This is a genomic window from Streptomyces sp. SID14436, assembly GCF_010548465.1.
Taxonomy (GTDB): Bacteria; Actinomycetota; Actinomycetes; order Streptomycetales; family Streptomycetaceae; genus Streptomyces.
In genome coordinates, this window is sequence record NZ_JAAGMD010000369.1 from 1 (window position 1) to 19,460 (window position 19,460).

18 protein-coding genes and 1 pseudogene are annotated in these 19,460 nt (G+C 74.3%); 5 read left to right on the forward strand and 14 right to left on the reverse strand.

Annotated elements, in window-relative coordinates; genetic code table 11:
* Positions 1–187: 187 nt before the first annotated feature.
* Positions 188–1,018, reverse strand: coding sequence for an alpha/beta fold hydrolase (locus G3I53_RS12985; RefSeq protein ID WP_164438360.1), 831 nt, complete (start codon positions 1,016–1,018; stop codon positions 188–190).
* Positions 1,019–1,250: 232 nt separating this feature from the next.
* Here G3I53_RS12985 and G3I53_RS12990 point away from each other — a divergent pair, with 232 nt between their 5' ends.
* Together G3I53_RS12990 and G3I53_RS12995 are read left to right on the forward strand one after the other, a co-directional pair.
* Positions 1,251–2,138 carry an RNA polymerase sigma-70 factor gene (locus tag G3I53_RS12990; protein WP_164334231.1) on the forward strand — a complete coding sequence of 296 codons (888 nt, stop codon included), beginning with the start codon at positions 1,251–1,253 and terminating at the stop codon, positions 2,136–2,138.
* A 168-nt stretch (positions 2,139–2,306) separates the two neighbouring features.
* Positions 2,307–3,068, forward strand: a complete 762-nt coding sequence (locus G3I53_RS12995; RefSeq protein ID WP_164334230.1) for a GntR family transcriptional regulator — start codon at positions 2,307–2,309, stop codon at positions 3,066–3,068.
* 155 nt (positions 3,069–3,223) lie between these two features.
* Here the strand turns inward: G3I53_RS12995 and G3I53_RS13000 are convergent, their stop codons facing one another.
* From G3I53_RS13000 to G3I53_RS13010, 3 genes are all read right to left on the reverse strand, one after another.
* Positions 3,224–4,381 (reverse strand): ROK family protein, encoded by a 1,158-nt coding sequence (locus tag G3I53_RS13000; RefSeq protein ID WP_164334229.1) that lies wholly within the window; start codon positions 4,379–4,381, stop codon positions 3,224–3,226.
* Positions 4,382–4,478: 97 nt separating this feature from the next.
* On the reverse strand, positions 4,479–5,135 hold the full coding sequence (locus G3I53_RS13005) for a response regulator transcription factor (protein ID WP_164334228.1): 657 nt from the start codon (positions 5,133–5,135) through the stop codon (positions 4,479–4,481).
* A 137-nt stretch (positions 5,136–5,272) separates the two neighbouring features.
* Positions 5,273–6,427 carry a histidine kinase gene (locus tag G3I53_RS13010; protein ID WP_164334227.1) on the reverse strand — a complete coding sequence of 385 codons (1,155 nt, stop codon included), beginning with the start codon at positions 6,425–6,427 and terminating at the stop codon, positions 5,273–5,275.
* Positions 6,428–6,535: 108 nt separating this feature from the next.
* Here G3I53_RS13010 and G3I53_RS13015 point away from each other — a divergent pair, with 108 nt between their 5' ends.
* The 3 genes from G3I53_RS13015 to G3I53_RS13025 are packed head-to-tail and all read left to right on the forward strand — an operon-like array spanning position 6,536 to position 8,679.
* Positions 6,536–7,456 carry an ABC transporter ATP-binding protein gene (locus G3I53_RS13015; RefSeq protein WP_164334226.1) on the forward strand — a complete coding sequence of 307 codons (921 nt, stop codon included), beginning with the start codon at positions 6,536–6,538 and terminating at the stop codon, positions 7,454–7,456.
* A gap of 2 nt (positions 7,457–7,458) precedes the next feature.
* The gene (locus G3I53_RS13020; RefSeq protein WP_164334225.1) at positions 7,459–8,184 is read left to right on the forward strand and encodes an ABC transporter permease; all 726 of its coding nucleotides are present in this window, start codon (positions 7,459–7,461) and stop codon (positions 8,182–8,184) included.
* A 57-nt stretch (positions 8,185–8,241) separates the two neighbouring features.
* Positions 8,242–8,679: a hypothetical protein gene (locus G3I53_RS13025; protein WP_164334224.1), complete on the forward strand. Its 438-nt coding sequence runs from the start codon at positions 8,242–8,244 to the stop codon at positions 8,677–8,679.
* 28 nt (positions 8,680–8,707) lie between these two features.
* Here the strand turns inward: G3I53_RS13025 and mug are convergent, their stop codons facing one another.
* The 10 genes and pseudogenes from mug to G3I53_RS13075 all read right to left on the reverse strand — a co-directional run.
* A complete protein-coding gene (gene mug, locus G3I53_RS13030) occupies positions 8,708–9,253 on the reverse strand; it encodes a G/U mismatch-specific DNA glycosylase (RefSeq protein WP_164334223.1) in 546 nt (181 codons plus the stop codon).
* A gap of 8 nt (positions 9,254–9,261) precedes the next feature.
* Entirely contained in the window at positions 9,262–10,704 is a 1,443-nt protein-coding gene (gene purB, locus G3I53_RS13035; RefSeq protein WP_164334222.1) for an adenylosuccinate lyase, read from the reverse strand.
* A gap of 73 nt (positions 10,705–10,777) precedes the next feature.
* Positions 10,778–11,554, reverse strand: a complete 777-nt coding sequence (locus tag G3I53_RS13040) for an SGNH/GDSL hydrolase family protein (protein WP_164334221.1) — start codon at positions 11,552–11,554, stop codon at positions 10,778–10,780.
* 60 nt (positions 11,555–11,614) lie between these two features.
* Positions 11,615–12,628, reverse strand: coding sequence for a hemolysin family protein (locus G3I53_RS13045; RefSeq protein ID WP_164334220.1), 1,014 nt, complete (start codon positions 12,626–12,628; stop codon positions 11,615–11,617).
* The gene (locus G3I53_RS13050; protein ID WP_164438361.1) at positions 12,625–14,055 is read right to left on the reverse strand and encodes a hemolysin family protein; all 1,431 of its coding nucleotides are present in this window, start codon (positions 14,053–14,055) and stop codon (positions 12,625–12,627) included. Before G3I53_RS13050 ends, G3I53_RS13045 begins: the two co-directional genes overlap by 4 nt.
* Positions 14,056–14,215: 160 nt before the next feature.
* Positions 14,216–14,641: a GNAT family N-acetyltransferase gene (locus tag G3I53_RS13055; RefSeq protein WP_164339386.1), complete on the reverse strand. Its 426-nt coding sequence runs from the start codon at positions 14,639–14,641 to the stop codon at positions 14,216–14,218.
* A 90-nt stretch (positions 14,642–14,731) separates the two neighbouring features.
* Positions 14,732–17,299: an ABC transporter permease gene (locus G3I53_RS13060; protein WP_164339389.1), complete on the reverse strand. Its 2,568-nt coding sequence runs from the start codon at positions 17,297–17,299 to the stop codon at positions 14,732–14,734.
* A gap of 4 nt (positions 17,300–17,303) precedes the next feature.
* The gene (locus G3I53_RS13065; protein WP_164339391.1) at positions 17,304–18,185 is read right to left on the reverse strand and encodes an ABC transporter ATP-binding protein; all 882 of its coding nucleotides are present in this window, start codon (positions 18,183–18,185) and stop codon (positions 17,304–17,306) included.
* A 235-nt stretch (positions 18,186–18,420) separates the two neighbouring features.
* Positions 18,421–19,149, reverse strand: a complete 729-nt coding sequence (locus G3I53_RS13070; RefSeq protein WP_164339393.1) for a class I SAM-dependent methyltransferase — start codon at positions 19,147–19,149, stop codon at positions 18,421–18,423.
* Positions 19,150–19,233: 84 nt separating this feature from the next.
* A pseudogene (locus G3I53_RS13075) lies at positions 19,234–19,460 on the reverse strand (dethiobiotin synthase); the annotation flags it as partial.

Consider the following 19,460-nt stretch of genomic DNA (forward strand, 5'->3'; position numbering starts at 1 on the left):
CGCGGTTCGCCCGCGCGGGAGGGCGCCCGTGATCCGTCCTCCGCGCGGCGAGCGCACTCACCGGCCGGTGGGGCGGCGCGCTCGGCGGCTCGGTGCCGGGCAGGGAGCCGTCCCTCCGCGCGGGAGGGGCCCACAGCCCCGCCTCCCGCGCGGAAGGGTGCCCGCCCATCCACCCGCGCCGGAGGCGTCAGCGGCTGCCGTCGAGGAGGACGCGTGCGACCAGCGCCGGGTCGTCGTTCATCGGCACGTGACCGCAGCCCGGCAGCCGCACCAGCCGGGCGCGCGGGATCATCTGCTTGGCCCGCACCCCCTGACGGGGGATCAGGAGCCGGTCGTTGGCGCCCCAGGCCACGGTGACCGGGATGCCGGGCACGTCGTCCGTGAAGCGGACGGTGGTGCCCGCGCGCAGGGTCTCGGCGAACGCGGGCGCCCCGGCGAGTGCGAGCGTCTCGGCGACCACGGCCTCCGGCGCGCGGCGCCCGGGGCGGGCGTAGATGGTGCTGGTGAGGGCCGCGCGGCCGGCCGCCGACCGGGCGAGCCGCTCGACCAGCGGCAGCGGCATCCGCTCCGCGAGGCGCCGCATCGCGATCAGCACGCCGAAGGCGTAGCGCCGCTCGGCCTGCGTCCAGAACCCGGCGGGGGAGAGCGCGGTGACGGACCGGGCGAGCCCCGCCCGGCCCATCTCCAGCGCCAGCAGGCCGCCGAGCGAGTTGCCCGCCACGTGGGGCCGGCCGATCTCCAGCTCCGCGCAGAGGGCACCGAGGGCGGCGTTCATGGTCGGCAGGTCGTGGGGGAGGCCGCCGGGCAGCGCGGGGGAGGCGCCGAACCCCGGCAGGTCCACGGCGATCACTTCGCGCTCCGTCGCGAGGATGTCCACCACGGGGTCCCAGGCCTGCCGGTGGTGGCCGATGCCGTGCAGCAGGAGGAGCGGCTCGCCGCGGCCCGCGCGCGTGTGGGACAGGGTCACGGTGTGCGGGCCGTGCGGGGTGGTGACCTTGAAGGAGACGGTCGCGGACATGGTGGGTGCTCCTCGTCTGGGACTCGTGGGCCGGGGACCCGTGGGCCGGATCTCGTGGTCCGGGCGCGGTGCCGGACCCCGGACGCCGCCTGACGCCGTGAGACAGCTTGTCAGCAATTACTACCGACGGGTAGCCCCCGGTGTCGCATCCGCACGGACGCGCGCGCCCGCCCCCTCCGCACCCGGCGGTTCGGCCTGGACACCGTCCCGTCCCGTCGGCTGGGATGGCCCGGTGAGCGACGACACCGTGACCGACGCCTTCGAAGAGCACCGCCCCGTCCTCCTGGGCGTCGCCTACCGCATGCTGGGCCGCGTGGCCGACGCCGAGGACGTCGTCCAGGACGCGTGGCTGCGCTGGGCGCACGGCGACCGGTCCGAGGTGCGCGAACCGCGCGCCTTCCTGGTACGCGTCACCACCCGCCTCGCCATCGACCGGCTGCGCCAGATCAAGGCGCGCGGCGAGACCTACGTCGGCCCGTGGCTGCCCGAACCGTACGTCACCGAGTTCGGCGACACCGTCCCCGACACCGCCGAACGGGCCGTGCTCGCCGACTCCGTCTCGCTCGCCGTGCTCGTCGTCATGGAGTCCCTGTCGCCGCTCGAACGCGCGGTCTTCGTCCTGCGGGAGGCCTTCGGCTATCCGTACGCGGAGATCGCCGCCCTGCTGGACCGCGCCGAACCGGCGGTGCGCCAACTCGCCGGGCGCGCCCGCCGGCACGTCGACGAGGGGCGCCCGCGCTACGAGGTCGACCCCGCCCGGCGCCGCGACCTCACCGAGCGTTTCCTGACCGCCGCGGCCGGCGGCAGCCTGGAGCAGCTCCTGGAACTGCTCGCCCCCGACGTGCGCCTCGTCGGCGACAGCGGAGGCAAGGCACGGGCGCCCCTGCGCGAGCTGCACGGCGCCGACCACGTGGCCCGCTTCCTCACCGGCGTCGCGGGCAAGGGCGTCCCCGATGTCACCGTGCGCTTCCTGGAGGTCAACGGAGGGCCGGCCGTGCTCGTCCTGTCCGGCGGCAGGCCCGACTCCGTCTTCCAGGTGGACGTGGCCGACGGCCGCATCCAGACCCTCTACATCATCCGCAACCCCGACAAACTCCGTTCCCTGGCCCACATCGGATAGCGCCCCCCGCCCCGCTCCGGCGGCCGGCCGGCCCGATCGGGCCCCGCCGCCGGGCTGATTGGTATTGACCAAGGGTGTGGGCCGCCCTATGGTCGCTGATAAGTGCAACAACCTTTAATAAACAAGGGCGCTAAAACGCCGCCGCACACGGCGAACGCGGAGGACAGGGTGGGGACCACGCAGCTGGAAACGGTGCCGGAACCGAAGTACTGGCATCTCAGGACCGTGCTCAGCGAAGCGCTGGAGACCGAGTTCAGCGTGGGTGAGATCCTGCCCAACGAACGCGATCTCGCGGCCCGCTTCGGTGTCGCCCGCGCCACCCTCCGTCAGGCCCTGGAACAGCTCGAACTCGAAGGCCGACTGCAGCGCCGCCGCGGCGTCGGCACGACCGTCGCGCCCCCGCGCGTGGGCGTGTCCGTGGGCACGCAGCAGCACGCCTGGCCCGGCGGCCCCGACGACGCCTGGCAGACCCTCGACAGCACCCTGGAAGTGCCGTCGGCCGCGATCGCCGAGGCCCTGGGGACCGGCAAGGACGAGCCCGTCCACACGGTGCGCCGCTCGCGCGTGTCGCAGGGCCAGCCCGTCGCCGCCGAACTGCTGTACATCCCCGCGTCCTCCGTGCCCGACCTCTCCGGCATCGACGCCCCGTCCGGACCGGCCCGCGCGCGTGCGGTCCTGCGGGAGCTGCAGCGCCTGGAGCTGGAGGGGCAGGAGAACGCCGTGGAGCTGGGCTCCGCCCGCGCCGACGACGCCCGGGAACTGGACCGCCTGCCCGGCGCGCCCGTCCTCGTCGTCACCACCCGCTTCGTCGCCCGGGGCCGCACGGCCGCGCTGTCCGTGGCCACCTACCGTGCCGACACCTGCCGGCTCACCTTCGGTGACTCCGGCGGCGTCGAGATCCACCACGGCCCGGAACGCCACGCCTCCTGACCACCGCCTCCGCCCCCGGACCGCCGTCACGCGACGGCGCGCCCGGGGCGGTCGCGCCGTCACGCGACGGCGCGCCCGGGGCGGTCGCGCGTATGCCCCGGACGGCTTGCCCGCAGGCCGCCACCGGCGGGCGTGACCAGCCGGAGGACCCTCACCTACCGGCGGGCCGTCACCGTCCCCTCGACGGCGAAGAGTTGCTGCTCCACGTGGTCCAGGGCCAGCCGCAGCGCACCGGTGGCGACCACCGCCTCCCCGAGGAGGGACAGGGCCACCTTGGGCGGGCGCAGACAGTAGCGGGCCAGCTCGCGGCGCAGCGGCGCCAGCACACCGTCCAGGCCGGCCGCCCAGCCGCCGATCACCACCAGCTCCGGGTCGAGGGCCAGCACCAGCGCCGCCACGTCGTGGACCAGCCGCTGGATGAAGCGCTCCATGGCCGCGACCGCCCGCAGATCGCCCTCCCGCGCCTGCGCGAAGACCTGGGCGACCGCCTGCTCGTCCAACGGGTGCAGCGGCTCGTCCGTCGTGGACAGCAGCGTCTCCGGGGTCACCTCCCGGCCCAGCAGGTGCAGCGCGCCGATCTCTCCGGCCGCCCCGCCGTAGCCCCGGTGCAGCCGGCCGCCGATCAGTGAACCGGCACCCGGGCTCAGCCCGGCCAGCACGAAGACGACGTCGTCGGAGTCGGTCGCCGCGCCCTTCCAGTGCTCGGCGACCACGGCCGCGTTGGCGTCGTTCTCCACCAGCACCGGGCAGGGGAAGGACCGGCCCAGCCGCTCGCCCAGCCCCAGCCCCGTCCACCCGGGAAGGGCCGTGCCCAGCCGCACCGTGCCGTCCGCCTCGACGATGCCGGGCGTGCCCACACCCACGGCACGCAGCGAGTCCCGGGCGACCCCGGCCCGGCGCAGCAGCTCGGTGACGGCCGTCCGCAGCCGCTCCAGCCGCTCGTCGGCCGTCGCCGTCTCCCGCACCTCCTTGGCCTGGGCCCCGATGATCCGCCCGTCCAGCCCGGACAGCAGTGCGCTCACCCGGTGCGGGCCGATCTCCAGGCCCAGCAGATGCCCGGCCTCGGTACGGAACCGGAACCGCCGGGCCGGCCGCCCCTGCCGCCGGGCGGTGCCCTCCTCGGCGGCCTTCTCCGCCACCAGCCCGGCCTCGATGAGACCCTCCACGACGCCCTCGACGGTGGGCCGGGACAGCCCGGTGACACCGCTGATCTCGGTCAGCGTCGCGCAGTCCGCGGACCGCAACGCGTGGAGCACCACCGCGGAGTTGATCCTCCGCAACAGCGAGGGGTCCCCGCCGGTCAGCCGACCCACCGTCCGTCCTCCGAGCTCGTGCGGGTGTTGGCCGGATCGTACTCGGCGCGGCGCACCCCGGCGACCTCCGGTCACCCGGGCCCCGCGGCCCGCGCCCTCAACGGGGCGTCACGAAGCCCGACTCGTACGCGGCGATCACCGCTTGCGTGCGGTCCCGCGCCCCCAGCTTCGCGAGCAGGCTGCTGACGTGCGACTTCACCGTCTCCGTCCCCACGACGAGCCGGTCGGCGATCTCCGCGTTGGACAGCCCCCGCGCCATCAGCCGGAGCACCTCCCCCTCGCGGTCGGTCAGCCGTGCCGGCAACGACGGGGAGTCCTCCGCCCGTTCGCCCCCGCCGTAGGCGGCGGCCAGTTGCCGCACCGAGGCCGGGAACAGCAGGGAGTCGCCGTCGGCGACCAGCCTCACCGCGTGCACGATCTCCGCCGGGCGGGCCCGCTTCAACAGGAACCCGTCGGCACCCGCGCGCAGCGCGTCGTAGACGTACTCGTCGTTCTCGAAGGTGGTCACCACGAGGATCTTCGGCGGCGCGTCGACCGTCCGCAGCAGGGTCCGGGTCGCCTCGATGCCGTCCATCAGCGGCATCCGCACGTCCATGGCCACCACGTCCGGGCGGAGCTGCCGCACCAGCGGGATCACCGCCGCGCCGTCGGCGGCCTCGCCGACCACCTCGATGTCGGGCTGGGCCTCCAGCACGGCCTGCAGACCCGCACGCACCAGCGGTTCGTCGTCGACGAGCAGGACGGTGACCGGCATGCGGACAGCCTAGAGCGTGCCCCGGACCCCGCCGCATCCGAGGGTCGCCGGGCACCGGCCTTCGCGGGCTCCGGGCACCGCCGTACACCTCGAGCGCGGCGCGGCGCGGCGGCTGCGCACCGGTCGGCACCGACGGGTCAGGCCACCGGCAGCTCGGCGCGCACCCTCCAGTCACCCTGCTCGGGCCCCGTCCACGCGCGTCCGCCCAGGAGCGCGGCGCGCTCCCGTATGCCCCGCAGGCCGCTGCCCTCCCGGTGGCCGGGAGCGTCGCGAGGCAACGGATTGCGCACGTCCAGGCACAACGTGCCGTCGGCGACGCCGATCCGGACCCGCACGGGGACCGCCCCGGCGTGCCGCAGCACGTTCGTCAGCGCCTCCTGGAGGATGCGGTAGCCCTCCCGGGACACCGGACCCGGCACCGTCTCCACCGGCCCGGTCACCTCGGCGTCGACCGTCGCTCCGGACGCCCGGGCCGACTCCAGCAGGCGGTCGGCGTCCAGGAGTGCGGGACGGCTGCCGACGGGCTTCTCCTGCTCGCGCAGGACGCGCAGAACCCGGTCCAGATCCTCCAGGGCCGCCCGGCCCGTCTCCTCGATGGCGCCCAGCGCCCGGTCCGTGAAGGCCGGGTCGCCCGCCGTCCGGGCGGCGCCGGCCTGCAGGACGGCGACCGTCAGCGCGTGGCCGATGGAGTCGTGCAGCTCCCGGGCGATCCGCGTGCGCTCCAGGAGCTGCTCGGTCCGCGCCTCCAGCGCGGCCAGCCGCTCGGCGGGGGAGGGGCCGAGCAGCCGGCGCGCGGCAGCGGTGATCAGCTCGCCCAGCCCCACCACGCCCGCGCCGAACGCGATCAACGGGAGCGGCGCGAGCAGCGCGTACGCCCAGTGGCGGGGCGCGTCCTCCAGAATCGGCACACCCCCGGGCACGCTCCCCACGGCCACCTGGATCAGCGAGACGGACAGCAGCGGCAGCCACACCGTGACGATCGTCGCCACCGCCCCCAGGACCAGCCGCACCACGAGCCAGAGTGCGGTGCGCCGCCGGTCGCGCCAGGTCGCCGACGGTTCCTGCGAGATGCCGGGATCCCGCTCACCGGGAGTCAGCAGCAACCGCGCCTGGACGCCCTCCAGCCTGCGCACCCCCGGGATCAGCCCCATCGGAACGACCACGAAGGCGGGCAACCAGGGCGTCGTGGGATGGATGAACACCCAGATGGTGAACGGCAGCGCGGGCACCCACAGGTGCAACTGACGGGTGTAGGTGGTCCCGCGCAGGAACGGACGCAGGAAGCGGATCATCCCGGCATCATGTCAGGCGTCCGCCCGCCGTCGCCTCCCCCGCACGGGGGAGCGGATCTCCCCGCCCGGGGGAGGTCCGGGGCCCGGTCCGGCGGCCAAGCTGAGCTCATGACCAGCATCGACGTCAAGGACCTCACCAAGGAGTACGGCACCCGGCGAGCCGTCGACCACCTCACCTTCCGTGTGCGGCCGGGCCGCGTCACCGGCTTCCTCGGCCCCAACGGCGCCGGCAAGTCCACCACCATGCGCCTGGTGCTCGGCCTCGACCACCCGACCTCGGGCACGGCGACCGTCGGCGGCCGCGCCTACGCCACGCTGGAACAGCCCCTGCACCACGTCGGTGCCCTGCTCGACGCGCAGGCCGCGCGGGGCAACCGCAGTGGCCGCGACCACCTGCGGGTCCTGGCCGCCAGCCACCGCATCCCGGACCGCCGGGTGGACGAGGTGCTGGAGGAGTCGGGGCTGGCCTCGGCGGCCCGCAACCGGGTGCGGACCTACTCCCTGGGCATGCGCCAGCGGCTGGGCATCGCCGCCGCGCTGCTCGGCGACCCCGAGGTGGTCCTGCTCGACGAACCGTCCAACGGCCTTGATCCCGAGGGCATCGTGTGGATCCGCACCCTGCTGCGCCGGCTGGCCGACGAGGGACGGACGGTGCTGGTCTCCAGCCATCTGATGAACGAGACCGCCTCGTTCGCGGACCACCTGATCGTCCTCGGACGGGGGCGGCTGCTGGCCGACACCCCGCTGCGGGACTTCATCGAGGGGCGGGTGCGGCCCGCGGTCCGGGTCCGCACGTCCGACCCGGCCGCGCTCAGAGCCGCCCTGGCCGGTACCGGCCACGACGTCCTGGACCACCCGGACGGGCACTGGACGGTGTCGGACGCCCGGGTGGAGGACATCGGGCGCCTCACCTCCGCCGCGGGGGTGCCGATCCTCGAACTCGCGGCGGACGAGGGGACGCTGGAACAGGCGTACCTCGACCTGACCGAGACCGAGACCGAGTTCGCCGCCCGCCACCAGGAGGCCTGACCATGTCGTTCGCACCCGTGCTCCGCTCCGAGTGGCTCAAGGTCCGCACCGTCCGCTCGCAGCCCGGCGCCCTCTTCGCGATGTTCGCCGCGACCACGGCCTTCTCGGCGCTCTCCGCCACCTCCGAGACGGCGGATCCGGAATTCGACCCGCTGTTCACGGCCCTGTTCGGGGTCGTGTTCGGGCAGATCGCCGCCGTGTGCTTCGGCGCCATGGCCGTGTCGGCGGAATTCCACAACGGCGCCCTGCGGCAGTCGCTGGCGGCGGTCCCGCAGCGCGGCCGGTGGTACGCCGCGAAGATCGTGTCGATCGCCGTCCCCGTGCTGCTGGTGGGCCTGCCCACGGCCGTGGCGGGCCTCGTGGCGGGTCGTGCGGGGCTCGGTTCGGCGGCGAGCGGTCTCACCGTCGGCGAGCAGGTCCGTGCCGTGGTGGGCTGCGCCGTCTACCTGATGCTGATGGCGCTGTTCTCCGCCGGGCTCGCCACGGTGCTGCGCAGCCAGGTGGCCACGCTGTCCGTGCTGATCCCGTTCATCCTCATGGTGTCCTTCGTGGTCGGCGACATGTCCGGCACGTTCGCCGACGTCCTGCCGGACCGGGCCGGCCAGGTGATCCTCCACCAGTCCTACGACGGAATCCTCGGCCCCTGGGCGGGACTTGCCGTGAGCGCGCTGTGGACGGCGGCGGCCCTGCTGGCCGGCGCGTGGAGCCTGCGCCGCCGGGACGCCTGACAGAGGGGCCTGCTGACGCCCCGCCAAGTGTCAGTGGTGCCGGGTTTACTGGAACCCATGGACATCGCCCGGCACATGGCCCTCCTCGACGAGCTGTGCGTCCGCCCCTTCCCGGCGGACCACGGCTCGTCGCACGGTGGTCCCCGGGGACCGGGACACCACGTCGTGGTGCTGGCGGGCAGTCACTCCCTGCGCGCCGACCCCGCGTCGTGGGCGGCGACCGTCGAGCAGATAGAGGCGGAGTGCGAGGCCCTGCGCGAGCGGCTGACCGCGCGCTGGGGCCCGCCCGGCCTGTGGAACCTGCAGACCGTCCTGCTGCGGACCGAGCGCGAGGAGATACCCGAGCCCTGGGCGTGGCTGAGCGCCCGGGCCGGCACGGCGTGGCTGTGGGAGGTGGAGGGGACGGGACGGTGGGCCGCGGTCGCCGTCGCCGACCGGGACGGCGCCGACGGGGTGCAGCTGCTGGCGGTGGTCAGCGCCATACCGCCGGTCTGACCGCCCCGGGGAGGCGGGCAGGGGGACGCTACGCCCGCGCGGCCTCCCGCAGCCGGGCGAACTCCTCCGCCAGGGTCGTGGGCGTCCAGTGCGCGTTGAGCCCGCTCGGGTTGGGCAGCACCCACACCCGTGTGTCACCGATCGTGCGGTCCTGCGGCCCCACCCGGGCGGCGCGGTCGTCGAACGCCACCCGGTAGGCGGTGACCCCCAGCACCGCCAGCCAGCGTGGCCGCAGCCGGGTCACCTTCTCGGCGAGCAGCCGCCCGCCCTCCTGGTACTCCCGCGCGGTCAGCTCGTCCGCCCGGGCCGACGCCCGGGCCACCACGTTGGTGATGCCGAGCCCGTAGCCCGGCAACTCCTCCTGCTCCGCGGGCGCCAGCAGCCGCGGTGTGAAGCCGGAACGGTGCAGGGCGGGCCAGAAGCGGTTGCCCGGGCGGGCGAAGTGGTGGCCTGTCGCGGCCGTCATCAGGCCCGGGTTGATGCCGCAGAACAGGACGTCGAGGCCGTCCGCGACCACGTCCGGCACCAGCCGGCCACGGGCGGCCTCCAGCTCCTCGCGCGTGAAACGGGGCACGGAGCGGGTCAGAGGATCGCCCCGGGGGAGTAGCCGGCGGCCTCCGGGTGCTGCTTGACGATCGCGTCGATCCGCCCCGCCACGGCGGCGACCTGGCCGGCCGCGGCACCGGTGAAGGACAGCTTGTCCGCCATCAGCGCCTCCAGCTCGGCCCGGCTCAGCGGCAGACGCTCGTCGGCGGCCAGCTTGTCCAGCAGGTCGTTGCGCTCGGCGCCCTGCTCCCGCATCGCCAGCGCCGTGGCGACCGCGTTCTCCTTGATCGCCTCGTGGGCGACCTCCCGGCCGACCCCCGCGCGCACCGCGCCCATCAGCACCTTGGTGGTGGCCAGGAACGGCAGGTAGCGGTCCAGCTCGCGGGCGACGACCGCGGGGAACGCGCCGAACTCGTCGAGGACGGTCAGGAACGTCTCCAGCAGCCCGTCGAGCGCGAAGAACGCGTCCGGCAGCGCGACCCGGCGCACCACCGAGCAGGACACGTCGCCCTCGTTCCACTGGTCGCCCGCCAGCTCGCCCGTCATCGAGGCGTATCCGCGCAGGATCACCATCAGGCCGTTGACGCGCTCGCAGGAGCGGGTGTTCATCTTGTGCGGCATCGCCGACGACCCGACCTGGCCCGGCTTGAAGCCCTCGGTGACCAGCTCGTGCCCCGCCATCAGGCGGATCGTCTTCGCCAGCGACGACGGCGCCGCCGCCAGCTGCACCAGCGCGGTCACCACCTCGTAGTCCAGCGACCGCGGGTAGACCTGGCCGACCGAGGTGAACGCCTCGGAGAAGCCCAGGTGCCCGGCGATCCGCCGTTCCAGCTCCGCCAGCCGGTCCGCGTCACCGCCGAGCAGGTCCAGCATGTCCTGGGCCGTGCCGACCGGGCCCTTGATGCCGCGCAGCGGGTAGCGGCCCAGCAGTTCCTCCACCCGGCCGTGGGCCACCAGCAGTTCGTCGGCGGCGGTCGCGAACCGCTTGCCGAGCGTGGTGGCCTGCGCGGCCACGTTGTGCGAGCGCCCGGCCATGACCAGCTCGCCGTACTCCCCGGCCAGCCGGCCCAGCCGCGCCAGCACGGCGACCGTGCGGTCCCGCATCAGCTCCAGCGACAGCCGGATCTGCAGCTGCTCGACGTTCTCGGTGAGGTCCCGGGAGGTCATCCCCTTGTGGACGTGCTCGTGTCCGGCGAGGTCGTTGAACTCCTCGATCCGTGCCTTCACGTCGTGCCGGGTGACCTTCTCGCGCTCCGCGATCGACGCCAGGTCGACCTGGTCGAGGACGCGCTCGTAGTCGGCGATCGCCGCGTCCGGCACGTCGATCCCCAGGTCCTTCTGGGCCCGCAGCACGGCGAGCCAGAGCTGCCGCTCCAGCCTCACCTTCTGCTCGGGCGACCAGAGCGTGGCGAGCTCGGCGGAGGCGTAACGTCCGGCGAGGACGTTCGGGATACGGGGCTTGGCAGGCGCAGCAGTCACGTGTACGGAGTCTACTGGCGGTTCCTGCAGGCAGCCGCCACGGGGTGATTCGGCGGAACCTCCAAGCCGCGGGTCACCCGTGGTCGTACGGCAGCAGGTCGGGACGCTTGGGCGGCAGGCCGTCGCCGGAGGAGCGGCCGGTCAGCCGGCGGCCGATCCAGGGCAGCAGGTGCCGGCGGGCGAAGCGGACGTCCGCGACCCGGCGGGAGGCCCAGCCCGGCGGCAGGGTCGCCGCCGGCGGGATCGCCCAGTCCGGGTCCTCGGGCGGGTGGCCCAGCGTCTGCCACACCGCCTCCGCGACCCGGCGGTGCCCCTCGGCCGTCAGGTGCAGCCGGTCCACGTCCCACAGCCGGGGGTCGGAGAGCGCGGGAGCGCCGTACAGGTCCACCACCAGCGCGTCGTGCCGCCCGGCGAGTTCCTCGACGCAGGCGAACAGCGCCTCCATGCGCGGACGGAACCGCTCCAGCACCGGTCCCTGACGGCCGGGGCTGCGCATCAGCACCAGCTGCTTGCAGTTCGGGGCCAGCCGCTCCACCGCCTCGGTCAGCAGGTCGCGGACCCGGACCATGTCGCACTTGGGGCGCAGCGTGTCGTTGAGGCCCCCGACGAGGGTGATCACGTCGGGGCGCATGGCCGCCGCCACGTCCACCTGCTCGTCGACGATCTGCTGGATCAGCTTGCCGCGCACGGCGAGGTTCGCGTAGCGGAAACCGGGCGTGACGGCCGCCATCCGGGCGGCCAGGAGATCCGCCCAGCCCCGGTACGTTCCGTCGGGCAGGAGGTCCGACATGCCTTCGGTGAAGGAGTCGCCGACCGCGACCAGGCTGGTGTGGGTGGGGTTCGTCTGCATGGCGCAACCGATGGTATCCGGTGGACATACCCAGCGGTCGGTCGGCCCCGGACCTGGGTCTCAGGCCCGCTGCCCGAACAGCTCCTGCAGCACGTCCTCCATGGTGACCAGCCCGGCCAGCTTCCCGTCGGCGCCCAGCACGGCCGCCAGGTGCGTGCGGCTGCCGCGCATGGCGGTGATGACGTCGTCCAGCGGGGTGCTCTCCCGCACCCGCGCGATGGCGCGCATGTCCCGCAGCCGGAACGGCATGTCCCTGGGCGAGGCGTCGAGGGCGTCCTTGACGTGCAGGTAGCCGACGATGCGCCGCCCCTCGTCCACCACCGGGAAGCGGGAGAAGCCGGACTCCACCGACAGCGCCTCCAGCCCCTCCGGGGTGACCCCCAGGCGGGCGTACACCACCCGCTCCAGCGGCATCACCACGTCCCGCACCGGCCGGCGGCCCAGCTCCAGGGCGTCGTTCAGCCGCTCGCGCGCACGGTCGTCGATCAGCCCGGCCTCACCGGAGTCCTTCACGATCTGCGCCAGCTCCGCGTCCGAGAAGGACGCCACGACCTCGTCGCGCACGTCGACCCGCAGCAGCTTCAGCAGCGCGTTCGCGAAGGCGTTGATGGTGAAGATCACCGGGCGCAGGGCACGGGAGAGCGCCACCAGCGGCGGGCCCAGCAGCAGGGCGCTGCGGGTGGGCTCCGCCAGCGCGACGTTCTTCGGCACCATCTCGCCGAGCAGCATGTGCAGATACGTGGCGAGCGTCAGCGCGATCACGAACGACACCGCGTGCCCCGCGCCCGCCGGGACGCCCACGGCCTCGAACACCGGCTCCAGCAGATGCGCGATGGCCGGCTCGGCGACCACACCGAGGACCAGGGTGCACAGGGTGATGCCGAGCTGCGCGGCCGCCATCAGCGCGGACACGTGCTCCAGCCCCCACAGCACGCTCCGGGCGCGCCGGTCGCCCCGGTCGGCGTGCGGCTCGATCTGACTGCGGCGCACCGAGATCAACGCGAACTCGGCGCCCACGAAGAAGGCGTTGACGACGAGCGTCGCCAGACCGATCAGCAGCTGTACGGCGGTCATCGCCGCGCCCCCTTGTCGTCGTGCCGGTGCCCGCCCCGGGTGCCGTCCGCCGCGGGTTTCCCGCCCGGCGCGCCGTCGTGGCCGCCGTCGTCCTCGCCGTCGCCGGGGGAGCGGCGGTCGTCGTCGAGCGGCGCGTGCAGCAGCAGGCGCGCGGCCCGGCGGCCGGTCGCGTCCACCACCTCCACCCGCCAGCCGGAGACCTCGCACACGTCCCCGACCGCCGGGATCCGGCCCAACCGGGTGGCGACGAGGCCGGCCAGCGTCTCGTAGGGCCCCTCCGGGGCGCGCAGGCCGACCCGGGTGAGCTGGTCCATGCGCGCCGAGCCGTCGGCCGAGAAGAGGGCGTGCCCGTCCTCGTCGGCGCCGGCCCGCGCCAGGTCGGGCGTCTCGTGCGGGTCGTGCTCGTCGCGGACCTCCCCGACGACCTCCTCGACGATGTCCTCCAGGGTGGCGACGCCCGCCGTGCCGCCGTACTCGTCGATGACGACGGCCATGGTGCGGCGGCCGGAGAGCCGGTCCAGCAGCCGGTCGACGGTCAGCGACTCGGGGACCAGCAGCGGATCGCGCATCATCTCGGACACCGGCACCCGCGCCCGGCGCTCCGCCGGCACCGCCAGGACGTCCTTGACGTGCGCGGTGCCCACCACGGCGTCCAGGGTGCCGCGGTAGACGGGGAACCGGGACAGGCCGGTGGCACGCGTCGCGTTCGCCACGTCCTCGCAGGTCGCCTGGACCTCCAGGGCGACGACCTGGACGCGGGGCGTCATCACGTTCTGCGCGGTGAGGTCCGCCAGGTTCAGGGTGCGGACGAACAGCTCCGCGGTGTCCGGCTCCAGGGCGCCCTCCTTGGCGCTGTGCCGGGCGAGCGCCGCGAGCTCCTGCGGTCCGCGCGCCGACTCCAGCTCCTCGGCGGGTTCCAGCCCCATGCGGCGCACGATGTGGTTGGCCGTGTTGTTCAGGTGGGTGATGAAGGGCCGGAAAGCGGCGCTGAACCAGCGCTGCGCGTTGCCCACCCGCTTGGCGACGGCCAGCGGCGAGGAGATCGCCCAGTTCTTCGGCACCAGCTCGCCGACCACCATCAGGAACACCGTCGACAGGGCCGTGCCGATCACCAGCGCCAGCGAGCGGGACGCGGACTCGGAGACCCCGATGCTCTTCAGCGGCCCGGAGATCAGCGCCGCGATCGACGGCTCCGAGAGCATGCCGACCACCAGGTTGGTGACGGTGATGCCGAGCTGCGCGCCGGACAGCTGGAACGTCAGGTTCCGTACCGCCTTGAGGGCACCCGCGGCGCCCCGTTCGCCGCGCTCGACCGCGCGCTCCAGCTCGGCCCGCTCGACCGTGGTGAGGGAGAACTCGGCCGCGACGAACGCGCCGCAGGCGAGCGAGAGCAGGATCGCGACCAGCAGGAGGAGCACTTCGGTCATCGGGACACCTCCGTCCCATGGTCGGACAGGACCGGGACGCATGCGCGACGGCGCGTACAGGGAGGCTCGCCCATGGGCGGACGCACACAACCTTTCATGGAGGACCGAGTGGCCATCCAAGAGTAAAGGATGGGCAAAAGGCGGATCGCCGGCCTGTGGATCACGCGCCGAGCGGCTTCACCCAGCGCCGCCACCGCTCCTCGGGCCCGTACCCGGCGGCGCGCCAGGCACGGTGGGCGGTGGCGTTGTCCCGCAGCACCATCGCGTCGGCGCGACGCCCGCCCAGGGCCGTGAAACGCTCCTCCGCCGCCGCGAGCAGCGCGGAGGCGACGCCCTGCCGGCGGCGCTCCGGATGCACCGCCAGCCGGTACAGGTGGCAGCGCCAGCCGTCGAAGCCGGCGATCACCGTCCCGGCGAGTTCACCGTCCTGCTCGGCGAGGATCAGCGCCTCGGGGTCCCGGGCGACCAGCCGTTCCACGCCGGTCCGGTCGTCGCTGATGCTGGTGCCCTCCGCGGCCACTTTCCAGAAGGCCAGCACGGCGTCGACGTCGGCGGCCGTGGCGGCCCGTGTGCGCAGCTCGTTCATGCCCCGATCACAGCACGCGGCACGCGCCCCGACCGGGGAATTCCACGATCCGGACCACCCGCCCGCACTGCTCCCCGTCGTATTCCGCCCTCAGTCGTGCGCGATGGCCTCCAGGACGTTCATCCGCGACGCGCGCAGCGCCGGCAGCAGGGCCGCGGCGATGCCGACGACGGCCGAGCCGACGACCACCAGGACGATCGTGCCCCAGGGGACGGCGAACGCGGTCATGCCCTGCAGGGCCAGGACCTGCTGCGTGCACACGCCCCACACCAGGCCCAGCGCCAGTCCCAGCACCGCGCCGAAGACCGCGATCACCACCGACTCCAGCCGGATCATCCGCCGCAGCTGCCGCCGGGCCAGTCCGATCGCCCGCAGCAGCCCGATCTCCCGGGTGCGCTCCACCACCGACAGCGCGAGGGTGTTGACCACGCCGAGCACCGCGATGATGATCGCCAGCCCGAGCAGCGCGTAGACGAGGTACAGCAGGACCGCGATCTGGTCGTGCACCAGGTCCTTGTACTCGGCCTGGTCGCGCGCCTGGACCTGCGGGTAGGGCTCGAGGGCCGTCTTGAGGCGGTCGCCCAGGACGTCCGCCTCCGTGCCCGGCGCCGCGTTCACGTACAGCGAGGACTCCTGCCCGCCGGGCAGGTACTTCTCCACCGTGGCGATGCCCATGAACAGCCCGCCCTGCATGCCGAAGCCCTCGCCGCCCGCCATGTCCGTGAGGGCGGCCACGGTCAGCTCGGTGCGCTGCCCGCCGGGGAACTCGACCGGCACGGCGGTGCCGACGCGGACGCCGTGGTCCTCGGCGAAGTCGGCGTCCATCGCGATGCTGCCGTCGGCCAGGGCCGCCGCGGTGTCGCCGCTCGCGTAGGTGACGTTCGCGACGTCGTCGACCTCGTCGTCGTAGCCGGCGGCGGTCGTCTCGATCCGCTCCCCGTCCGGCAGGTGCACGGCCAGCGGGGCGAACCGCTGCCGCACCACCAGCCCGACGCCCTCCGTGTCCCGCACCCGGTCGGTGACCTCCTGGGAGAAGGGCAGGAAGTTGGCGTTCTGGACGACGAAGTCCGCGCCCAGCGTCTTGTCGATCTGCTCGTCGAAGGAACGGGACATCGAGGCGCTGGCCACCGACATGCCGCCGACCAGGGCGAGTCCCACCATCAGGGCGGCGGCGGTGGCACCCGTCCGGCGCGGATTGCGCAGGGCGTTGCGCTGGCTCATCCGCCCCACCGGACCGAACAGCACCGGGAAGGCGGCCCCGAGCACCCGGATCACCGGCCGCACCAGCAGCGGCCCGGCGACGACCGTGGCGACCAGCGTGAGGACGACCCCGAGGCCCAGCAGGGACGCCGCGGTCGAGGTCTCCTCGGACAGCGCGCAGCCCACGAGTGCCGCGGCGCCCAGCGCCCCCAGCGCGGAACCGGCCACCGCGCGCGTGCGCAACGGCCGCCCCACGTCGGCGATCTCGGCGTCCGCGAGCGCCGCCATCGGCGACACGCCCGCCGCGCGGCGCGCCGGGAGGTAGGCGGCGACGAAGGTCACGCCCACGCCGACGGCGTAGGCCGACACCGGCGTGACCCAGCCGATGACGATCTCCGCGGCCTTCAGGTTCATGCCGACGGTGCTCATCAGCCCGATCAGGCCGAAGGCGAGCCCGATGCCCGCCGCCAGACCCAGCGTCGAGCCGACCACACCCAGCAGCACGGCCTCGGTCAGCACCGAACGGCGCACCTGCCGCCGGTCGGCGCCGATCGCGCGGAGCAGCCCGAGTTCGCGCGTGCGCTGGGCGATCAGCATCGAGAACGTGTTGACGATCAGGAACACGCCCATCAGCACAGCGATTCCGGCGAATCCGAGCATGACGTACTTGATCACGTCGAGGAACCCGCCGAGCTGCTCGGCGGCCGTCTGCGCGTTCTCGTCGGCGGTGCGCACCTCGTAGGCGCCCGGCCCCAGTTCGGCGGTCACCCGCTGCTTCAGCACGTCGTCGGACACGCCCGGGGCGGCCGTCAGGGAGATGCTGGTCGCCAGGTCGGCGGAGCCCAGCAACTCCGTCGCGGCGACCTCGGGGTCGAGGAAGACCAGCGCCGCCCCCGGGTTGGTGGTGGTGAACGTCGCGATCCCGACGATCTCCACCCGGAACGAGCCGGGCTGCGCCTGCACCGTCAGGGTGTCCCCGATCCCGACGTCCTTGGAGTCGGCGGTGTCCGCGTCCAGGACCGCCCGGCCGGGGCCGCGCGGGGCGCTGCCGGAGGTCAGCTCGACGACACTCTGCTCGCTGACGTGCCAGTCCACGGCGAGGGTGGGCGCCCCGGTGGTCGAGCCGACCGACCGGTCGTCCTCGTCGACCACCGTGATGTTGTCGGCCTCCACGTCCGGGTGGGCCGACGCGACGCCGTCCAGCGCCGACAGCCGCTCGGCGAGCGACGCCGGCAGGGTGCTGACCGCACCCGTCGGCACCGAGGCCTCCAGATCCTCCCGGGGTGTCACGGTGACGTCGGCGGACGAGGACGCGAAGAGACGGTCGAAGGTGCGGGAGACCGTGTCGGAGAAGATCAGACTGCCCGCGACGAACGCCACGGACAGCACGACGGCCAGCGCCGACAGCAGCAGCCGGCCCTTGTGGGAGAGGAAGCTCCTCAGCGTCGCCTTCAGCACGGTCTCAGTCCTCGCCGTGTCCGGCCCGCTCCGCCGGGGCGGCGGCGGTGCCCTCGTCGGCGGCCGCGCCGGGTGCGGCTCCGGGCGGGAGCCCCGCGCCGTCGGCCTTGGCGCGGATCACGTCGAAGCGCTTCATCCGCTCCAGCACGGCCTCCGCCGTGGGCCGCTGCATCTCGTCGACGATGCGGCCGTCCGCCAGGAACAGCACCAGGTCCGCGTGGGCGGCGGCGCCCGGGTCGTGGGTGACCATGACGACGGACTGGCCCAGCCGGTCCACGGCCTCGCGGAGCATGCCGAGCACCTCCAGCCCGGCCCGCGAGTCGAGGTTGCCGGTCGGCTCGTCCGCGAAGATCAGCTCGGGCCGCGACGCCAGCGCCCGCGCGCAGGCCACCCGCTGCTGCTGGCCGCCGGACAGCTGCGCGGGCCGGTGCCTGAGCCGGTCCCGCAGCCCCAGGGTCTCGATCACCTGCTCCAGCCACCCCTCGTCCGGCTTCCGGCCCGCGATGTCCATGGGCAGCGTGATGTTCTCCAGCGCGTTCAGCGTCGGGATGAGGTTGAACGACTGGAACATGAACCCGATCCGGTCGCGGCGCAGACGGGTCAGTTCCCGGTCCCGGAGGCCGGTGATCTCGGTGTCCCCGAGCCACACCTGGCCCGCCGACACCGTGTCCAGCCCGGCCAGGCAGTGCATGAGCGTGGACTTCCCCGACCCCGACGGCCCCATCACGGCGGTGAACCGGCCGCGCACGATGTCCACGTCCACCGAGTCCAGGGCGAGCACGGCGGTCTCGCCCGATCCGTACGCCTTGGTCAGGCCGCGGGCGCGGGCCGCGATCCCGTCGGCCGACGCGAGGCCGGGGGCGTGCTCCGCAGCTGGTGTGGACAAGACCGCCTCCTGGGGGTGGGCGGGGTGGACGCGGATGCGGCGTCCGGGCGCCCCGTCGTGTCTGTCGCGCCCGAGGGTAATGTGACGCGGTCCACACCCGGTATCCCCCGTGGGTGCGGGACCGTCTCCGCCCCAGGTGCCGGATCCCGATGCCGGTGTAAGGGGCACCCGGTCCGGCCGCCTCGCGCCCGCCCCCGCCCACGCACCGCACCATGTGCCCCGGAGGACGACCCGCTCAACGCCCGCCGACCGGCCCCGACGCCTCAGCCGGAGGCTCCGACCCGTCCGTCACCGGACGCCACGCCGTGCCGAGCGAGCAGTACGACGTGGGCAGCACCGGCCCGTCCTCGGGCATCAGCATCCGCCGGTACGGCCCGAGGACGAACCCGGCCTCCCGCAGCGCCGCGACCGGGTCGCGGGCCAGGTGGCAGCCGCCGGCCAGCGGCGGGTACACCGTCCGGTCCAGCGCCCGCTGGGTGAGCCGCATGGCGCGGCCGCCCCCACTGCCGTGCTCGAAGAACCGCACCTCGCCGCCCGGCCGCAGCACCCGCCGGAACTCCGCGAGCGCCCGGGGCACGTCCCGCACGCTGCACAGCACCAGGGAGACCACCACCGCGTCGAACGCCTCGCTCTTGACCGGCAGGGCCTCCGCCGCTCCCGGTGCCACGTCCACCGGCACCCGGGCGCGCAGCGCCGACTCCACGGCGAGGGAACGCAGCCGGCGCTCCGGTTCGATGGCCACCACCTCGGCGACAGTGTCCGGATAGTGCGCGAAGTTCAGGCCGTTGCCGGCGCCCACCTCGAGCACCCGGCCGGACAGTCCGTCGAGCAGGCGGCGCCGCACCCGGGCCATCCCCATGCGGGACTCCGCCGCCACGCTCGCCCGGGCGTACCAGCGGGCGAACAGCGGATGGTGCACACAGTCCCGGTTCTGACCGGCGGAGCGGGCGGACCGTAGGCGCATGAGGACCTCCCTGGACGGGCCGTACCGCAATTCTCCCCCGCGGCGCCCGTCCCGCACCCCCCTCCGGCGGTCCCGGGGGCGCGGTCAGGGAGCCTCGCGGGCGCGGAACGCCTCCGCGTCCCACGTCCCGTGCAGGCGCGGGGCCAGCCAGCCGGGTGCGGCCGTCCGGAAGGCGTCCGGGGGCCGGGCCGCCGCCCCCTCCGGGACCGCCCCCAGCAGCGCAAGCCCGCTCACGTCCGGCAGGTCCGCCAGATTGCAGCGCTCGGCCAGGCCGGGCGCCCCGGGCCAGCTGCCGATGACGACACCCGCCG

Excerpts from the sequence above, each read along its gene's own strand:
- G3I53_RS12985 (WP_164438360.1), bottom strand. The coding sequence starts at position 1,018 with ATGTCCGCGACCGTCTCCTTCAAGGTCACCACCCCGCACGGCCCGCAC.
- G3I53_RS13005 (WP_164334228.1), bottom strand. The coding sequence starts at position 5,135 with ATGCCGGTCACCGTCCTGCTCGTCGACGACGAACCGCTGGTGCGTGCG.
- G3I53_RS13010 (WP_164334227.1), bottom strand. The coding sequence starts at position 6,427 with ATGATCCGCTTCCTGCGTCCGTTCCTGCGCGGGACCACCTACACCCGT.
- G3I53_RS13015 (WP_164334226.1), top strand. The coding sequence starts at position 6,536 with ATGACCAGCATCGACGTCAAGGACCTCACCAAGGAGTACGGCACCCGG.
- G3I53_RS13020 (WP_164334225.1), top strand. The coding sequence starts at position 7,459 with ATGTCGTTCGCACCCGTGCTCCGCTCCGAGTGGCTCAAGGTCCGCACC.
- G3I53_RS13025 (WP_164334224.1), top strand. The coding sequence starts at position 8,242 with ATGGACATCGCCCGGCACATGGCCCTCCTCGACGAGCTGTGCGTCCGC.
- G3I53_RS13040 (WP_164334221.1), bottom strand. The coding sequence starts at position 11,554 with ATGCAGACGAACCCCACCCACACCAGCCTGGTCGCGGTCGGCGACTCC.
- G3I53_RS13045 (WP_164334220.1), bottom strand. The coding sequence starts at position 12,628 with ATGACCGCCGTACAGCTGCTGATCGGTCTGGCGACGCTCGTCGTCAAC.
- G3I53_RS13050 (WP_164438361.1), bottom strand. The coding sequence starts at position 14,055 with ATGACCGAAGTGCTCCTCCTGCTGGTCGCGATCCTGCTCTCGCTCGCC.
- G3I53_RS13055 (WP_164339386.1), bottom strand. The coding sequence starts at position 14,641 with ATGAACGAGCTGCGCACACGGGCCGCCACGGCCGCCGACGTCGACGCC.
- G3I53_RS13070 (WP_164339393.1), bottom strand. The coding sequence starts at position 19,149 with ATGCGCCTACGGTCCGCCCGCTCCGCCGGTCAGAACCGGGACTGTGTG.